Source organism: Nonomuraea helvata (genome assembly GCF_039535785.1).
GTDB classification, from domain to species: domain Bacteria; phylum Actinomycetota; class Actinomycetes; order Streptosporangiales; family Streptosporangiaceae; genus Nonomuraea; species Nonomuraea helvata.
Map to the genome: position 1 here is coordinate 1337524 of NZ_BAAAXV010000001.1, position 16502 is coordinate 1354025.

Annotated in this window: 19 protein-coding genes; 7 read left to right on the forward strand and 12 right to left on the reverse strand. The window is 71.8% G+C overall.

Annotated features, from left to right (window positions below; all coding sequences use genetic code 11):
• Positions 1 to 15: 15 nt before the first annotated feature.
• The 6 genes from ABD830_RS06115 to ABD830_RS06140 all read right to left on the reverse strand — a co-directional run bounded on the left by ABD830_RS06115 (position 16) and on the right by ABD830_RS06140 (position 4650).
• Positions 16 to 615, reverse strand: coding sequence for an SIMPL domain-containing protein (locus ABD830_RS06115; protein ID WP_344985394.1), 600 nt, complete (start codon positions 613 to 615; stop codon positions 16 to 18).
• 67 nt (positions 616 to 682) lie between these two features.
• Complete coding sequence (locus tag ABD830_RS06120; protein ID WP_344985396.1) at positions 683 to 2053, reverse strand: alpha/beta fold hydrolase; 1371 nt, start codon at positions 2051 to 2053, stop codon at positions 683 to 685.
• 37 nt (positions 2054 to 2090) lie between these two features.
• Complete coding sequence (pspAB, locus tag ABD830_RS06125; protein ID WP_344985397.1) at positions 2091 to 2651, reverse strand: PspA-associated protein PspAB; 561 nt, start codon at positions 2649 to 2651, stop codon at positions 2091 to 2093.
• Positions 2652 to 2657: 6 nt separating this feature from the next.
• Entirely contained in the window at positions 2658 to 3557 is a 900-nt protein-coding gene (gene htpX / locus ABD830_RS06130) for a zinc metalloprotease HtpX (RefSeq protein ID WP_344985398.1), read from the reverse strand.
• 5 nt (positions 3558 to 3562) lie between these two features.
• Positions 3563 to 3841: a PspA-associated protein PspAA gene (gene pspAA, locus ABD830_RS06135; RefSeq protein ID WP_344985399.1), complete on the reverse strand. Its 279-nt coding sequence runs from the start codon at positions 3839 to 3841 to the stop codon at positions 3563 to 3565.
• Complete coding sequence (locus ABD830_RS06140; RefSeq protein WP_344985400.1) at positions 3838 to 4650, reverse strand: PspA/IM30 family protein; 813 nt, start codon at positions 4648 to 4650, stop codon at positions 3838 to 3840. Before ABD830_RS06140 ends, pspAA begins: the two co-directional genes overlap by 4 nt.
• Positions 4651 to 4802: 152 nt before the next feature.
• Between ABD830_RS06140 and ABD830_RS06145 the strand changes: the two genes are divergently transcribed.
• Positions 4803 to 5387, forward strand: coding sequence for a DUF3043 domain-containing protein (locus ABD830_RS06145; RefSeq protein ID WP_344987641.1), 585 nt, complete (start codon positions 4803 to 4805; stop codon positions 5385 to 5387).
• Between the two features lie 15 nt (positions 5388 to 5402).
• On the opposite strand, the gene ABD830_RS06150 is transcribed toward ABD830_RS06145, so the two are convergent.
• Entirely contained in the window at positions 5403 to 6380 is a 978-nt protein-coding gene (locus ABD830_RS06150) for an SMI1/KNR4 family protein (RefSeq protein WP_344985401.1), read from the reverse strand.
• A gap of 57 nt (positions 6381 to 6437) precedes the next feature.
• On the opposite strand from ABD830_RS06150, the gene ABD830_RS06155 reads away from it, so the two are divergent.
• Positions 6438 to 7436, forward strand: a complete 999-nt coding sequence (locus ABD830_RS06155; RefSeq protein WP_344985402.1) for an aldo/keto reductase family protein — start codon at positions 6438 to 6440, stop codon at positions 7434 to 7436.
• A 63-nt stretch (positions 7437 to 7499) separates the two neighbouring features.
• On the opposite strand, the gene ABD830_RS06160 is transcribed toward ABD830_RS06155, so the two are convergent.
• Entirely contained in the window at positions 7500 to 7706 is a 207-nt protein-coding gene (locus ABD830_RS06160; RefSeq protein WP_344985403.1) for a hypothetical protein, read from the reverse strand.
• 81 nt (positions 7707 to 7787) lie between these two features.
• On the opposite strand from ABD830_RS06160, the gene ABD830_RS06165 reads away from it, so the two are divergent.
• Positions 7788 to 8462, forward strand: a complete 675-nt coding sequence (locus tag ABD830_RS06165) for an SCO2322 family protein (RefSeq protein ID WP_344985404.1) — start codon at positions 7788 to 7790, stop codon at positions 8460 to 8462.
• Between the two features lie 38 nt (positions 8463 to 8500).
• Positions 8501 to 9514 carry a bifunctional adenosylcobinamide kinase/adenosylcobinamide-phosphate guanylyltransferase gene (locus tag ABD830_RS06170; protein ID WP_344985406.1) on the forward strand — a complete coding sequence of 338 codons (1014 nt, stop codon included), beginning with the start codon at positions 8501 to 8503 and terminating at the stop codon, positions 9512 to 9514.
• A gap of 167 nt (positions 9515 to 9681) precedes the next feature.
• Here ABD830_RS06170 and ABD830_RS06175 read toward each other — a convergent pair whose 3' ends face one another.
• The gene (locus ABD830_RS06175; protein ID WP_344985407.1) at positions 9682 to 10482 is read right to left on the reverse strand and encodes an ABC transporter ATP-binding protein; all 801 of its coding nucleotides are present in this window, start codon (positions 10480 to 10482) and stop codon (positions 9682 to 9684) included.
• A 33-nt stretch (positions 10483 to 10515) separates the two neighbouring features.
• Here ABD830_RS06175 and ABD830_RS06180 point away from each other — a divergent pair, with 33 nt between their 5' ends.
• Positions 10516 to 11271 carry an adenosylcobinamide-GDP ribazoletransferase gene (locus ABD830_RS06180; RefSeq protein ID WP_344985408.1) on the forward strand — a complete coding sequence of 252 codons (756 nt, stop codon included), beginning with the start codon at positions 10516 to 10518 and terminating at the stop codon, positions 11269 to 11271.
• On the opposite strand, the gene ABD830_RS06185 is transcribed toward ABD830_RS06180, so the two are convergent.
• Genes ABD830_RS06185 through ABD830_RS06195 form a run of 3 tightly spaced genes read right to left on the reverse strand, consistent with a single transcriptional unit; the run spans position 11264 to position 13481 of the window.
• Entirely contained in the window at positions 11264 to 12175 is a 912-nt protein-coding gene (locus ABD830_RS06185; RefSeq protein WP_344985409.1) for a CPBP family intramembrane glutamic endopeptidase, read from the reverse strand. The genes ABD830_RS06180 and ABD830_RS06185 overlap by 8 nt on opposite strands.
• The gene (locus tag ABD830_RS06190; RefSeq protein ID WP_344985410.1) at positions 12172 to 13137 is read right to left on the reverse strand and encodes a hypothetical protein; all 966 of its coding nucleotides are present in this window, start codon (positions 13135 to 13137) and stop codon (positions 12172 to 12174) included. Before ABD830_RS06190 ends, ABD830_RS06185 begins: the two co-directional genes overlap by 4 nt.
• A complete protein-coding gene (locus ABD830_RS06195) occupies positions 13134 to 13481 on the reverse strand; it encodes a GntR family transcriptional regulator (RefSeq protein ID WP_344985411.1) in 348 nt (115 codons plus the stop codon). The genes ABD830_RS06190 and ABD830_RS06195 overlap by 4 nt, the downstream gene beginning before the upstream one ends.
• A gap of 97 nt (positions 13482 to 13578) precedes the next feature.
• On the opposite strand from ABD830_RS06195, the gene ABD830_RS06200 reads away from it, so the two are divergent.
• Positions 13579 to 15048 carry a leucyl aminopeptidase gene (locus ABD830_RS06200; protein WP_344985412.1) on the forward strand — a complete coding sequence of 490 codons (1470 nt, stop codon included), beginning with the start codon at positions 13579 to 13581 and terminating at the stop codon, positions 15046 to 15048.
• Between the two features lie 51 nt (positions 15049 to 15099).
• On the forward strand, positions 15100 to 16464 hold the full coding sequence (lpdA, locus tag ABD830_RS06205) for a dihydrolipoyl dehydrogenase (protein ID WP_344985413.1): 1365 nt from the start codon (positions 15100 to 15102) through the stop codon (positions 16462 to 16464).
• Positions 16465 to 16502 lie beyond the last annotated feature (38 nt).

Below are 16502 nucleotides of genomic sequence, written 5' to 3' on the forward strand. Positions count from 1 at the left end.
ACAGGGCGCATGTTCTCAACCGAAGTCGTAGCCGACCTGGACGTTGACCGTGAGTGTCTCCCGGCCGGGGCTGACCGAGGCGCCGGCCTCCGCCACCGCCGCAGCCAGCCGCATCGGCTGCGGGCCGCGCCCGATCTCCTCCTTCACCGAGACCACGCGGCCCAGCGGGCGGCCGGCCAGCTCGGCGTAGTGGGCGGCCTTGGCGGCGGCGTCCCGGAACGCCCTCGCCCTGGCCTCCTTCAGGAAGCCCGACGGGTCGGACACCTCGAACGCCACGCCGTTCAGCCTGGCCTCCTCCCCCACCCCGGCCACCGTGTCGATGACATGATCGGCCCGCGACAGGTCGCGGACGATCACCTCCACGCCCTGGACGGCCCGGTAGGCGGCCACCTTGGGGTACGCCTCGTACTCCGGCCCCAGCGACAGCTCCACCGTCCGCACGTCCTCGGCGGCGACGCCTGCCCGGGCCAGCGTCTCGGCCAGCCGCGCGGCGGCGGATCTGGCGGCGGCGAAGGACTCCGCGGCGGAGGCCCTGCGGACCTCGACGCCCGCGTGCAGCCGCAGGATGTCGGGCGCGGCCAGGACCGCGCCTTCGCCGATGACGGTGATATCCACACCAACCCCCTCGGATACGGGTCCCGCATCGATCCTAGGGCGCACAGACCGTGCGCCGAGGAAACCGTCATCCGTCCGGGACGGCGTCGGCGATCGCCTGAGGGTTCTCCAGCAGGATCCGGCGGCCACACTGCGGCAGGCGTACGAGCCGGGCGGACAGCAGGCCCGCCAGGCGGACGGCGTCGCGCGCGCCCGTGCTGATCACCGTGACCGGCACGTCGGGCAGCGGCCGGTCCGCCCTCATCCGGTGCAGGTCGGCGACCATGTCGCGGCGGGCCAGCCACTCCCCTGCGACCGCGGCGGACACCTTGCCCACGCGGTAGACGCCGTACGGGTCGCGCATCCCGGTGAGCAGCCGGTGCGCCGGAGGCCCCGCGAGGCGGGCCAGGGCCGTCGCGCCCCACGTGCCGCCCAGCGCCGGCAGCCACCGGCAGGCGCCCGCGGCCGGCGCGAACGGCGTGCGCTCCCGGACTCCTGCCGGGTCGACCAGGACGAGCCCGGCCACGCGGAGCGGGTGCAGCCTGGCGAACGCCTCCGCGTGCCAGCAGCCCACGCCCTGGGCCACGACGGTCACCCGTTCCGGGTGCGCGGGGGCCAGCGCGGCCAGGCGGGCGGCCTCGCCGTACAGGGTGGGCGGGTCGGGCGAGCACGGGCTGAGGCCGAGGCCCGGCCGGTCGAAGCGGATGACGCGATGGGTCGCGGCCAGCCGCGCGGCCACCGCGTCCCAGTGGTACCAGGCGCCCCCGAGCCCGGCGGCGACGATCACGGCGGGACCGGCGCCCTGCTCGACCACGTGCGGCCGAGGCTCCTCCGGCGGCGCCGACACGCGGGCGGTCACGTCGTCCGAGACGAGCAGGTGGAGCGCCGCGTACACCAGCCAGATCGCGAACGCGGTCAGCTGCGCCCGGTGCGCGATCCCCACGCCGTGCCCGTCGGCGTGCGCGGCCAGCACGAGCAGCGTGGCCGCCAGCCCCAGCCAGGTGAACAGCCACGACACCCACGAGCGCCACCGCGAGCTGAGCAGCGCCATCGCGACCAGCGCGGCGGCCGTGGCCAGCACGCCCGCCAGCAGGTGCGCGTAGTGCGCGGACGACATCGTCCGCCGCCCGCAGGACGGGTCGCTCAGCTCGGCGCAGTCCAGCGGGAACAGCCCGGTCGCGAGGTTGAGCAGCCCGAAGGCGGCCAGCGCCAGCCAGCCCCGCCCCTCGCGCGCCGACCTCGGCACCATCGCCACCCCGAACGCGCACGCCAGCCCCGACAGCACGTCGCTGACCCGGAACAGCCGCGTCCACGGCTGGTCGCGGGCGGCCAGCTCGCTGACGTACCCGTCGGTCCTGTCGACCTCCGGCGTGGTGAACTGGCCGGTGATCCACGCGCTGCCCAGCACCGCCGCCACGATGAGCGCGCAGGCCGCGAGCACGTACAACCTTCGCTCCACGTGAGCATTAGATCACCTTAAGTGACATTACGTGCTGTCAGAGGCCGGGCGCGCCCCAGACCGGGAACCAGCGGCTGAGATCCTTCTCCAGCGGCAGCTCGCCCTCCAGGACGCCTCTCACCTGAAGTTCGAGCGCGTTGTCCCGCCGCTGCCCGGGGAGCGGGGCGAACGGGTAGAAGGTGCCGCGCTTGTACAGGTACACGATCGACAGGCGACCGCCGTCGTCCTGGCCGGCGAAGGAGACCAGCGAGCAGAGCAAGGAGGGGCCGAACCCGGCCGACTCCAGCGACGAGTTGACCGCGTGCATCTCGGTGACCAGGTCGCCGAGCTGGTCGGGCGAGCGGCGCACCAGAAGCCAGGTGTAGCCGTACGAGTCGTGCGACTCCTCGACGCGCTCGCCGAGCAGCGCCTTGACGTCGCGTTCGAGTGTGGCGAACGCGCCGCCCTCCGCGGCCCTGAAGGCCACCGAGCCGAGGCCGGTGGGCACGAGCCCGGTCGCGGCCTGCAGCGTCACGGCGGCGGACGGCAGGGCGAACAGCGCGTCGAGGTTGGGTTTGACCGGTTTCGAGCGGCCGAGCAGCGCGTCGAGCCAGCCCATGCCGGGTCAGCCCCTTCCGAGCTGTTTGGAGATGTTCGTCAGCTGCTCCAGCCGCCGTTCGAGCGACGGGTGGGTGGAGAACAGGTTCGCCAGCGACTCACCCGGGCGGGCCGCCGGGGCGAAGTAGAAGGCGTTGAACGGCGCCGCCTCGCGCAGGTCCTGCGTCGGGATCCTGGCCATGTCGCCGCTGATCCGCACCAGCGCGCTGGCCAGGGCGGACGGGCGCTGGGTGAGCAGCGCGCCCGCGCGGTCGGCCGACAGCTCGCGGTAGCGCGACAGGGCCCGGGTGAGCAGGAAGCTGATGGCGTACACGACGACGGAGACGATCAGGATGATCAGGCCGACGGGCACGCCGCCCTGGTTGTCGCTGCGGCGTCCGCCGAGCCCCGTGTAGAGGGCGAACCTGGTCATGAGCCCCGCCAGGATGCCGAGGAACGAGGCGATCGTCATGACGGCGACGTCGCGGTGGGCGACGTGCGACAGTTCGTGGGCGAGCACGCCTTCGAGCTCCTGAGGCTCGAGGCGGCGCAGGATGCCGGTCGTCACGCAGACGACGGCTCTCTTCTGGTTGCGGCCGGTGGCGAACGCGTTGGGGACGTCGGAATCCGCGATCGCCACCCGCGGCTTGGGCATGTCGGCGAGCGCGCACAGCCGGTCGATCAGGCCGTGCAGCTCGGGAGCCTCCTGCGGCGAGACCTCCCGCCCATGCATCGCGAACAGCGCGATGCGGTCGGACAGGAAGTACTGCACGAACAGCAGACCCCCGGCTATCACCAGCACGGTCAGCGCCCGCACGCCGAGGGCGATCAGGACGCCGACGAAAACGACATAGAGCAACCCGAGCAGGAACATCGTCACGGCCATGCGGGCGGTCAGCCCGCGGTCGGACGCGTACCGCGTGCCCACGGTGATCAGCCCGGGATGAGGCCCTGGTCGCCCAGCATCTCCCGGACCTCCTCGATCGAGGCGTCCGCGGGGGGAAGGATCAGCTCTGACGGCTCAAGGCTGTCGTCGGGAAGCGCCTTGCCGACCTGGCGCACCTTGTCGAGCAGGGCGTGCAGCTTCGTGCGGAAGACCGGCTCGTCGCCGACCTCGATGGCCGCCTCGAGCTCGTTGTCGAGCTCGTTGAGCACCGCGATGTCCTCAGCGGAGATCTGCACCTGGCCCTCGCCCATGATCCTGACAATCATGCGCCCTCCCCAGGCTGGCGAAGCTGCTGGGTGTTGCTCTGGCCGTGCTGCTGCGGCTGCGGCTGGGCCTGCTGCTGGCCCTGCTCGATGGCGGAGCGCGGCGCGGGACCCTGGCCCAGCTCGGCCTTCATCCTGGCCAGCTCCAGCTCGACGTCCATGCCGCCGCCCATGCGGTCGAGCTCGGCCTGGATGTCGTCGCCGCGGGTGCCGGTGAAGTCGTCGAGCGCGCCGCTGGCCAGCAGCTCGTCGATCGCGCCCGCGCGGGCCTGCATCTGCGCCGTCTTGTCCTCGGCGCGCTGGATCGCCAGGCCGACGTCGCCCATCTCCTCGGAGATGCCGGAGAACGCCTCGTTGATGCGGGTCTGCGCCTCGGCGGCGGTGTAGGTGGCCTTGATCGTCTCCTTCTTCGTACGGAAGGCGTCGACCTTGGCCTGCAGCCGCTGGGAAGCCGTGGTCAGCTTCTCCTCCTCGGCCTGCAGGTTGTCGTGCTGCACCTTGAGGTCGGCCATCTGCGCCTGCAGATTGGACCGCCGCTGCAGCGCCTCGCGGGCGAGGTCCTCGCGCCCCACGGACAGCGCCTTGCGGCCCTGGTCCTCGTAGCGCTGGGCCGTCTTCTCGAGGCCGGTTATCTGGAGCTCGACCCGCTTACGCGACGTGGCGACGTCGGCCACACCCCTGCGCACCTTCTGCAGCAGCTCGAGCTGCCGCTGGTAGGAGTAGTCAAGGGTCTCGCGCGGGTCCTCCATCTTGTCCAAAGCCTTGTTGGCCTTGGACTTGAAGATCATCGAAAGTCTCTTCATCACGCTCATGCGCGTCGGCCGTCCCCTTCTAGGTCGTGCTGGTGTTCACCCAATGCAGCGCAGCCGCCTTGGGATTACCCTACGCATAACGCACGAGGGCGTCACTAAGTTGCAGTCCAGGTAGGGTTGACGTCGTGTTGCGACGCCGTTCCCAAACCTCCGTGGACGACACCCCCGTCCCCGATGACGATCCTAAGCCCCAGGGTAAAGGTCGGCCCACACCCAAGCGCCGTGATCAGGAGAGCCGGCGGCGCCAGCCGGTCCACGCGCCCAAAGACCGCAAAGAGGCCTATCGCCAGATGCGGACCAAGCAGGCCGCCGAGCGTGACAGGGCCCGAAAGGGCATGCTCGCAGGTGACGAGAGGTATTTTCCCGCTCGTGACAAGGGCCCTGCGCGCAAGTTCGCGCGTGAATGGGTCGACTCCCGGCGGCTGCCGAGCCAGTATTTCCTGCCTTTCTCGCTACTGATCCTGCTGGCGACCTGGGTTCCGTGGCCGATGGCGGTCCGCGCCCAGGTGCTGGGCTACGTGGTCACCATCGGCTGGCCGATCATGATGATCGGCGTCCTGTTCACCTCGGTCTACGTGGCCTGGAAGGTGAAGAAGGAGGTGGCGGCCAAACTGCCCGACGAGAGCGTCAGAGGCGTGGGCTTCTACGCGGCGATGCGGGCCCTGCAGATCCGCAAGCTCCGCTTCCCGCCGCCCACGGTGCTGCCGGGCGGCAAGCCGGTGCCGCCCAAGAAGTAGCCGCACCGGCCGCTTTCACGGGCTGTCGTCCCAGCGCAGCGCCCCTCGCTGGACGGCGGGCCGCCAGCCGTCTACCGCCCTGCCGTGCTCCAGGGCGTCGGCGACGGCCCGCAGCAGCGCGTACGTGGACGGCAGGCGAGGCGCCATGCCGGAGATCGTGTCGTCCCATCCGACGGCGCCCCCGGCGGAGTCGACCACGGCGTACTCCATGTCCTCCGAGTCGCGCTCGGCGAAATGGAGGAACGGGATCATCCGGCCGTTCCAGTATTCGGTGGCGGGATCGTCACCGAGGTCGGTGCGCTCCCAGGAGCAGAGCCAGCGCCAGGTGTCCCTGATCTCGCGGACGCCGAGCGCGTCCGCGCCGTCGAACCAGAAGCCGAAGACCGATCGTCCGCGCGAGCCGTTGTGGCGCAGGAGCGAGGCCTTCAGGTCGTCGGGGAAGTCCACGCCCATCTGCGACTCGGCGATCGCGATCGTGCGCGCCCTGCCGGGTCCGGCCAGTGTCCGGTACGTCCGGGGCGCGTTCGCCTTCAGCCACCGCTCGATCCGCCGCCACTGCCGGTCCACGGCCCGCTTGACCTCCGGGTCGACCGGCCGCACCGTGGCCGGGCGCCGGGCGGGCGAGCAGTTGGGGTCGGGGATCTCGACTGGCGGCCAGGTGGGGGCCGGCGACGGAGTTACTGTGACGGCCGGCGCGGCGGTGGCAGTGGGCAACCGCTCCAGCTCGGCCGTGACCGCCGCCTGCTCGGCCTGGTACGCGCGCCACCGCGACTCGGCCGCCTCCTGTGCCTCCGTGGGGATCATGGCGGCCGCCAGCGTCAGCGTCACGATCCCCGCGATGGCGGCCCACGCCAGGCCCATCCGCGTGCCCTTCGCCGGGCTCGGCGGGGGTGGTGGGGGCTGCCTGTCGGGCATCTGGGCGCGGCGGCGCAGCCGTACCGCTATCGCGGTCAGGATGACCGCCGTCAGCGCCAGCCGTACGAGCTTCAGCACGTCGCGCACCCTATCCCGAAACCGATCACCACATGGGTCGGCATTAAGGTCGGAGTCATGGAATTCCGACACCTCGGTCGCAGCGGTCTCAAAGTAAGCGAGATCAGTTACGGAAACTGGCTGACCCACGGCTCCCAGGTCGAGGAGGACGCCGCCCAGCAGTGCGTGCGCGCGGCGCTCGACGAGGGCATCACCACGTTCGACACCGCGGACGTCTACGCGGCGACGAAGGCCGAGGAGGTGCTCGGCCGCGCGCTGAAGGGCGTGCGCAGGGAGTCGCTGGAGATCTTCACGAAGGTCTACTGGCCGACCGGCCCCGGCCAGAACGACCGCGGCCTGTCACGCAAGCACATCACCGAGTCCATCAACGGCTCGCTGCGCCGCCTCCAGACCGACTACGTCGACCTGTACCAGGCGCACCGTTTCGACTACGAGACGCCGCTCGAGGAGACGCTCAAGACGTTCGACGACCTCGTGCGCCAGGGCAAGGTCCTCTACGTCGGCGTCAGCGAGTGGAACGCCGACCAGATCGCCCAGGCCCTGAAGATCGCCGACGAGATGGGCTTCGACCGGATCGTCTCGAACCAGCCCCAGTACTCGATGCTGTGGCGGATCATCGAGGGCGAGATCGTGCCCCTCAGCGAGAAGGAGGGCGTGGGCCAGATCGTCTGGTCGCCGATCGCCCAGGGTGTCCTCACGGGCAAGTACCTGCCCGGGCAGCAGCCGCCGGAGGGCTCGCGGGCCACCGACGACAGCGGCAGCGCCATGATCGCCCGCTTCATGAACGACGACGTGCTGACCCGCGTCCAGGAGCTCAAGCCGATCGCCGCCGACCTCGGGCTGAGCATGGCGCAGCTGGCCGTCGCCTGGGTGCTGCAGAACCCGAACGTCTCCAGCGCCATCGTCGGCGCCAGCCGCCCCGAGCAGGTGCGCGACAACGTCAAGGCCTCGGGCGTCAAGCTGGACGCCGACGTGCTGAAGCGGATCGACGACGTGCTCGGCTCGGTCGTGGAGCGCGACCCGTCCAAGACGCAGAGCCCGCGCACCCGCCCGTAACGCGTCCCAGACAAAACCCCTTGAGCCACAATGGCGCTCAAGGGGTTTTTCCATTACCGGAAATCACTCGGACCGCAATGACAATCCCGTGTACTCCACGCGGTCCTCATCGAGCAATGCCACCTGCTCGACTCCCGATTCGAGCAGGTCACGCCAGTTCTCGCCGAGCCAGGACTCCGCGTCCGCCTGGCTCGGGAAAACTTCTCGCGGCAAAGGGCGATCCGTCACCTCACCACCATTTGCATTTTCATAACGCCACCGCCATGTCATGCCATACGCTCCTTTTCCGCGGTTCGCCTGTGCACCCTCCGCAGGCACTGGAACCTTACTCCCGAGCTTGGAGGTCAATCGATGCTGCGCGCGTATCGTGTTGCGGCCGGAGCCGTCCTCGGAGCGGCCGCGTTGTTCTCCTTCCCCTGCTCCGCGCTCGCCGATCCAGGGGCCGCGCGGGCGTGGGGCGTGTGGCAGAGCGACGGCACGGCCTGGCTGGCCGCGACGGCCGCGTACTCCCCGCCGGACGGCTCCGTCATCGGGTGGCGCTTCTCCGCGGTTCCTGAAGGGGCTCCGGACGGGGCGGCGGGCGAGTCGCCCGGCGGGGACCTGCCGTCGTTCCAGGCGGTGTGCGGCAAGGACACGGCCGCGTCCGGCCACAAGCGCGTGGTGGTGGCGGTGGACTTCGGCGACGGTGACGCCGACGCGTATCCCGGCGAGCGGCCTCCCGGCCAAGGGGTGCTGACGTGCGTCACGGGCGCCGAGGACGCCACCACCGCCCAGCTCCTCGCCTCCGTCGCCAAGGTCCGCGTGAACGCCCGGGGAGCCGTGGTGGCGGTCTCCGGCTACCCGTCCAGGGAGGAGGACGGCACCGACCTGACGGCCGCCGCCCCCGCTGCCAGGTCCGGTCTGCCGGGCACGCTGATCGCGGGCGGCGCGGGCGCGGTCGCCCTGCTGACCGCCGGCGCCGTGGTGGCGGTCCGCCGCCGTTCCAGAGCCGCCCATCGCCGTCCTGGAACGTTCCCACACCCCTGACGCGGGCGGGACGTGCCGCAGTTTGTACGCTCGGCGCGGTGAAGCTGCTTCTCTCCGGTACGGCGGGCGCGACAGGGTGGCCGGAGCCCGGCTGCCGGTGCGCCTCGTGCGCCGGTCTCCCGTCCGCCCACCGGCGCCCCTTCGAGGTCGTCGTCGACGGCGTGGTCCGGTTCCCTTTCGAGAGCCTGCCGCCCGGCTACCGGGCCTGCGCCGGAGGGCTGGGCCTGGTCTGCCCGGACGGCTCCCGGCTGCTCTGCCTCCCGGCGGGTCCGACGGTGCCCGCGGACGGGTCCGCCCGGTACGACTTGGTGCTGATCGACCTGCTCGACCGGCCGGAACGGCTCGGGGAGCTGCGGCGGGCGGGGCTGGCGGACGACCGGACCCTGGTGGTCGCCGTAGGGCTGGATCACCGCGTCCGTTCGGAGGAGGAGCTGGCCAGGCGGCTGCGGCTGTGGGGCGCGCTCGCCGTTCCCGACGGGACGGAACTGGAGATCGAGCCCGGCCGGCCCTCACCCGCCCTCCCGGAGGGCGGGGCGCCGCGGCGGGCGCTACTGCTGGGCGGGTCACGGTCGGGGAAGTCGGCGGAGGCGGAGCTGCGGCTGGCGGCGGAGCCGTACGTCACTTATGTCGCGACAGGACCGGGCGGTGCGGGGGACGACGAATGGGCGGCGCGGGTGCGGGCGCATCGGAAGCGGCGGCCCGCGCACTGGACCACCGTCGAGACCACCGACCTCTCCGAGGCCATCCGGAACGCCTCCACCCCGCTGCTGGTCGACGGGCTCGGGACGTGGCTGGCGGCGGTGTTCGACGAGCACGGGGCCTGGGAGGGGGATCGCGCTCCGGTCGCCGAGCGCTGTGACGCGCTCGTGGCGGCGTGGCGGCAGGCGCCGGCGCGGATCGTGGCGGTGTCCGACGAGGTGGGGATGGGCGTGGTGCCCGCCTCGGCCAGCGGGCGGGCGTTCAGGGACGCGCTCGGACGACTCAACGAACGCCTCGCCACGGAATCCGACTACGTGGCGCTGGTGGTCACCGGACGCCTGCTCGAGCTTTGACTGCTCCCCTGCCTGAGGGCGGGGATTCCTGGCTCACGCTGCCTGGCTGTCCGGCGGACAGTCGGGTCTTACGCGATCGGCACCAGCCGGGGCCAGACCAGCCCGGACGAGCAGGCGGACGTCCCGCCCGTGTCGGAGAAGTCGGGTGAGTGGCGGACTGGGAGCGGTCAGGGGCGGACGGCTCTGGCGTACCAGCGGCCGTCGAGGCGGTCCACGTGCAGCGGGCGGCCGAAGCAGTCGGAGAGGTTGGCCGGGGTGAGCACGTCGTCCACCGGGCCCGCGGCCAGCACCCTGGCGTCGCGCATGAGCATGGCGTGCGTGGTCGTCGCGGGCACCTCCTCCAGGTGGTGGGTGACCGTCACGGTGGTGAGGACGGGCCGGGTCGCGGCCAGGTCCTCGACGGCGGTGATGAGGTCTTCCCTGGACGGCAGGTCGAGCCCCGCGAACGGCTCGTCGAGCAGCAGCACCGCCGGGTCCCCCATGAGCGACCTGGCCACCCTGATCCTGGCCCGCTCGCCCTGTGAGCAGACCCGGAAGGGCCGGTCCGCCAGGTCCTTGCAGCCCAGGTCGGCCAGGAGCCGGTGGGCCCGCTCCCGCTCGCCGTCGCCGTACTTGTCCCAGAGCGGAACGCTCGTCCCCGTGTGCCCGGTGAGCACCACGGTGTGCGCGGTCGCCCCCTCCTGCTCCAACAGCTCCTCGTCGATCAGCCGCTGGCTGGCCGCGACCAGGCCGATGTGGCGGCGCAGCTCCCGCATGTCCACCCGGCCGAGCTTGTGGCCGAGCACCTTGACCGTGCCCTCGCTGGGATGCCGTACGGCGCCCGCGAGCGAGAGCAGTGTCGTCTTGCCCGCGCCGTTGGGGCCGAGGATCACCCAGTGGTCGCCGTAGTCGACCTGCCAATCGACGCCGACCAGCAGTGACTTGCCGACAACCCGGACACCTACGTCTTCGAGTTCAACCACGTGCATCCCGCCACACTAGTGGGCCTACGATCGTCCAATATGCGGCTTGGGGAAGGGCTGAAGCTCGCGGTCGGCACGCTCAGCGTGTTCCCCGTACGGGTCGAGCGGGTGGATCGGGAGGTCGCGGGGCACGCGATGGCGCTGGCCCCGGCCGTGGGACTCGTCCTCGGCCTGATCGCCGGGCTGCCGCTGCTCCTGCCCGGACCGCCGCCGCTGCTGGGGGCGGCGCTGGCGGTCGGGCTGCTGGCCGTGCTGACCCGGGGGCTGCACCTGGACGGGCTCGCCGACCTGGCGGACGGCCTGGGCAGCGGCAAGCCCGCCGCCGAGGCGCTCGACATCATGAAAAAGTCGGACATCGGGCCGTTCGGCGTGATGACCCTGGTGCTGACGCTGCTCATCCAGGTCGTCGCGGCGGCCGAGGCCGGGTTCGCGGCGTTCGTGACGGCCTGCGTGGCGGGGCGGCTGGCGCTGACGTGGGCCTGCCGGGCGGGCGTCCCCGCCGCCCGGAGCGACGGGCTCGGTGCGATGGTCGCGGGCACCGTACGCCGCCCCACCGCCTGGCTCGTCACCCTGGCCGCCCTGCTCGCCGTCGCCGCGCCGCCGGGTGTCTCCGCGCCGTACGGCGTGTTCGTGCTCCCGCTCGGCCTGCTCGCCGGGCTGGGCGCCGCTCTGCTGCTGCTCAGGCACGCGCGGCGGCGCCTCGGCGGGATCACGGGGGACGTGCTCGGCGCGCTCGTGGAGACCGCCGTGGCCGCCACGCTGGCGGTGAGCGTGCTGCTCCGCTACGTCAGCTGACCGGCTCGGCGGGCGCGAGCGGCCCGACAGGCTCCGGGCGTACCGGATAGAAGCGCAGCAGGGCCGCGCCGAGCAGCGCGAGCAGCACCCAGCCGACCACGCCGGTGATCCCGGCCAGCAGCTCGTTCGGCGGCGCGGCGGCGTCGCCCAGCAGCAGCGCGACCGCGGCGATGGCGTTCACCGAGGCGTGCGCCACGACCCCGGGCCACACGCTCCCCGTGCGGAGCCGCAGCCACCCCATCACGACCCCCAGCAGCACGCAGAAGCCGATGAAGACCAGGGCCGCCCAGGAGCCCAGCCTCGGGTAGTTGTAGCCGAGCAAGGTCAGCGGGGCGTGCCACAGCCCCCAGATGAAGCCCGACAGCAGCAGCCCGGCGAGCATGCCGTTGGTGGACACGAGCCTCGGCACCAGCCAGCCGCGCCAGCCCCACTCCTCCCCCAGCGCCGGGATCCCGTTCAGGATGGGCCCGGCCACGACGGCTATCACGATCTGCGTGATGGCCACCGTGCTCAGATCGGCGGGCGCCTCGACGCCGCGCGCCCGCCAGGTGGCCCGCAGCAGGCTGAGGTGATCGACGTCCAACGAGACCAGCCCGACGGCGGCGCTGATCCCGAGGGCCAGGAACGTCAGCAGCGGCACGCCCAGCCAGGCCGTCAGCATCAGCACGGCGGTGCGGCCCTTGCGCTCACCGAACGTGAGGCCGGTCTGCCTGACCCACTGGCGGAACGGCGTGCGCGAGACGGCCCACACACCGAGCACGCCCACGCTCGGGGTGAACATCATCAGCCCACCGAGCACCGTCATCAGCGGCGAGCCGAGCCCGCCGCCGAACCACAGGGGCAGCACCACCGCCCACGACAACCCGAAGGTCAGGACGGTGAAGATGAGCAAAGGTCTTCTCATGTCTGGACTCGCTCCGCGATGAGGGCGTTGATGAGGGATGCGCCGCGTTCGGCGTCGTCGACGCTGATCGCCAGCCGGCCGCCGGAGCGGTAGCCGACGACCAGGCATTCGCCGCCGCGCAGCATGATGGTGGCGCTACCGGGCAGCCCACGGAAGCCCCAGCCTCCGACCTGACTCGGGCGAAGGGTCTCCGACCAGGCCGACTGGATCCGCGACAAGGGGATCGTCCGCACCGGCCAGCCCAGCGGGCCGAACCGCAGGGCGATCCGGTCGTCACCGACCTGTACGGACAGGGACGTGGTCAGCGCCCCGGCCGCCGCCACGAGGACGAGCCCGGGCGCCACCGAGGCCGCCTGCGCGCCTGGCACCGGGCCCGCGAGCCAGAGCAGGCCCAGCACGCCGGCGGCGGCCAGTGCGGCGAGCGTGACGAGGTTCATCCACCGGTTGGCGACGTGGCCGACCCACACCGTCCGCTGCCCGGCCCTGAGCCGGAGGCGGGGCGGCAGGTGCCCTGCGGGGCCCGCCTCGTCCGGCGCGCCCCTGCCCAGGTAACCCGCGAGCCCGGCGGCGACGACCAAGGCGGCGACGACCGTGACCACCTGCCAGCCCGGCAGCCTGGCCGCCGCCCAGCCGGGGGCGTCGAGGTTGGCGAGCACGGTCGTGACGTTCATGCCGAGCGCGAGCACGCCCAGCCCGAACAGCGTCCCCCACCACACCGTCCGGCCGAGCCTGCGGGTCCGGGCCCGCTCGCACACGACCAGCGCGACCAGCCAGGGCACCGCCCAGAACAGCGTCTCCATCGCGACGTACGCCGGGAAGGACATCGAACTGTCGGCCCCGCCGCCCACACCCCAGTGCGTGGCCAGCGGGTTGGGTAGCCGGGACCGCAGCGACAGCGGCAGCGCGACCTGCGCGACGGTGACGGCGAGCCCCCAGGTGACTGCGGTGACTCGGGGATTCATGGCAGTTCCTCCAGGATGGTGATGAGGTCCTCGCGGCCGTAGCCGTACTTCCTGGCCTCCTCCAGCAGTTCGCGCGCCCGCTGCGCGAGCAGGGCGCGGCCGTCCGCCCGCCCCGCCACGCTGACCCCCCGGCCGCGCCTGAACTCCAGCAGCCCCTCGTCCCGCAGGTCGCGCAGCGCGCGCAGCACCGTGTTGGGGTTGATGCCGAGAACCTGCGCCAGATCACGGGCCGGAGGCAGGCGCTCGCCGGGGCGGTACGAGCCCTCGCCGATGGCGCGGCGGATCGCGCCCGCCACTTGCTCGTGCAGGGGCCGCGCGTCGTTCAGATCCAATGTCAGCAACATGGTGCTAATGACAATAGCACCATCATCCAGGCAGCGCGATTGGTAGGATGAACCCCTGTTTGTGAGTACGTAGAAGACCTGGATAGCATCGGTTTACGTGACCACTGTGCGGCTGAACTCAGCAGATCCAGTCTCGGTTGACACCGACGCGTTGATCGTCGGCTTCAGGTCAGGCCCGGAAGGCCCACGGGCCACCACGGGCTCCGACTCCCTTGACGCCGCCTTCGGCGGCAAGCTCGCCGACTCCCTCAAGGCCGTCGCCTTCTCCGGCAAGGCAGGTGAGCTGGTCAAGCTGCCCACGTTCGGCGCCATAGCCGCTCCCCTGCTGGTCGCGGTGGGCCTGGGCGACTCCGCCGACGCCGAGGGCCTGCGCCGCGCCGCCGGCGCCGCCGTACGCTCCCTCGCCGGCACCGCCAGGGCCGCGCTCGCCCTGCCCGCCGAGACCCCCGAGGAGGCCGAGGCCGTCGCGCTCGGCGCGCTGCTCGGCGCGTACGCCTTCTCCCGTTACCGCACGGACGGCGAGCAGAAGGCGCCGGTCGACGAGCTCACCGTGGTCTCGGGCCAGTCCGACTCCGTCGCCGAGCGCGCCGGCGTCCTGGCCGACTCGGTCGCCCTGGTCCGCGACCTGGTCAACACGCCTCCCTCCGACCTGTGGCCGGCCAAGTTCGCCGAGATCGCCGAGCAGGAGGGCAACAAGGTCGGCCTGACCGTCGAGGTGCTCGACGACAAGCAGCTCAAGGACGGCGGCTACGGCGGCATCGTCGGCGTCGGCCAGGGCTCGGCCAATCTGCCGCGCCTGGTCCGCCTGTCCTACACCCACCCGGAGGCCGGCAAGCGACTGGCGTTCGTGGGCAAGGGCATCACGTTCGACTCGGGCGGCCTGTCGCTCAAGCCGTCGGCGGCGATGGACTGGATGAAGTCCGACATGGGCGGCGCGGGCGCGGTGCTCGGCGCCATGATCGGCATCGCCAGGCTCGGCCTGCCGGTGAACGCCGTCGGCTACCTCTGCCTGGCGGAGAACCTGCCGAGCGGCACCGCGCAGCGCCCCTCCGACGTCATCCACAGCTACAGCGGCAAGACCGTCGAGGTGCTCGACACCGACGCCGAGGGCCGCCTGGTGCTCATGGACGGCATCGCCAGGGCCGCCGAGGACCAGCCCGACCTGATCGTCGACGTGGCCACCCTCACCGGCGCCCAGATCGTCGCGCTGGGCTGGCGCACGGCCGGCGTCATGGCCAACGACGACGCCGTCAGGGAGCTGGTCGTCGAGTCCGCCCAGGCCGCGGGCGAGGGCGCGTGGGGCATGCCGCTCCCCGAGGAGCTGCGCAGGGGCCTCGACTCGCCTGTCGCCGACATCGCCAACCTCCAGCCGGAGCGCTGGGGCAGCATGCTGGCGGCGGGGATCTTCCTGAAGGAGTTCGTGCCCGAGGGCGTGCGCTGGGCCCACATCGACATGGCCGGCCCCGCGTTCAACAAGGGCGAGCCGTACGGTTACACCCCCAAGGGCGGCACGGGCGCCATCACCCGCACACTCATCGGACTCGCAGAGCGGCACGCGAGCATCTGAAACAAATGAAAAGATGACGGCATCACGAACACCCCGACAAGGAGCCTTCCTGTGGCCTATGACATCGTCGTCCTAGGTGGCGGCAGCGGCGGTTACGCCTGCGCGCTTCGGGCGGCTGAGCTGGGCAAGTCGGTCGCGCTGATCGAAAAGGACAAGATCGGCGGCACCTGCCTCCACAGGGGATGCATCCCCACGAAGGCCCTGCTCCACTCCGCCGAGGTCGCCGACGAGACCCGCGAGAGCGAGTCGTACGGCGTCAAGGCGCGCTTCGACGGCATCGACGTGCCGGGCGTGCACGCGTTCAAGGACAAGATCGTGACGCGGGCCTGGAAGGGCGTGCAGGGCCTGCTGAAGGCCGCGGGCGTGACGATCGTCGAGGGCGAGGGCCGCATGGTCGGGCCCAACCGCGTCCAGGTGGGCTCGGAGGTCTACGAGGGCCGCAACCTCGTCCTGGCCACCGGCTCGGCGCCCAAGACGCTGCCGGGCCTGGAGATCGACGGCGAGCGCGTCATCACCAGCGAGCACACCCTCAAGATGGACCGCGTGCCCACGTCCGTCATCGTCCTGGGCGGCGGCGTGATCGGCGTCGAGCTCGCCAGCGTCTACCGCTCGTTCGGTGCCGAGGTCACGATCGTCGAGGCGCTGCCGCACCTGCTGCCGACCGAGGAGGAGTCCAGCTCCAAGCTGCTGGAGCGGGCTTTCCGCCGCCGCGGGATCAAGTACGAGCTGGGCGTCTTCTTCGACAGCGCCAAGACCACCGAGACGGGCGTGGTCGTCACCCTGGCCAACGGCAAGACCCTCGACGCCGAGCTGCTGCTCGTCGCGGTCGGGCGGGGCGCCGTCTCGGCGGGCATGGGCTTCGAGGAGCAGGGCGTCGCCATCGAGCGCGGCGCGGTCGTGGTCGACGAGCACTGCCGGACCTCCGTGCCCGGCGTCTACGCCATCGGCGACCTGATCCCGACCCTGCAGCTCGCGCACGCCGGGTTCGCGGAGGGCATCATGGTGGCCGAGCACATCGCCGGCCTCAACCCGCCGCCCATCGACTACGCGGGCGTGCCCCGCATCACCTACTCCGACCCCGAGGTGGCCTCCGTCGGGATCACCTCGGCGCAGGCCGCCGAGCGCGGCATCGAGATCGTCGAGCAGGTCTACGACCTCGCGGGAAACCCCAAGAGCCAGATCCTCGGCACCTCAGGCGCCGTGAAGGTCATCGCCCAGAAGGACGGCCCGGTCGTCGGTGTCCACATGGTGGGCCGGCGCATCGGCGAGCTCGTCACGGAAGGGCAGCTGATCTACAACTGGGAGGCCCTGCCCGCAGAGGTCGCCCAGCTCATCCACGCACACCCGACCCAGTCCGAGGCCATGGGTGAGGCGATGCTGGCCCTGGCCGGCAAGCCGCTGCACGTACACAACTAGTCCAAGACCTCGAGATCAGAACGCGAGAGAAGATAACG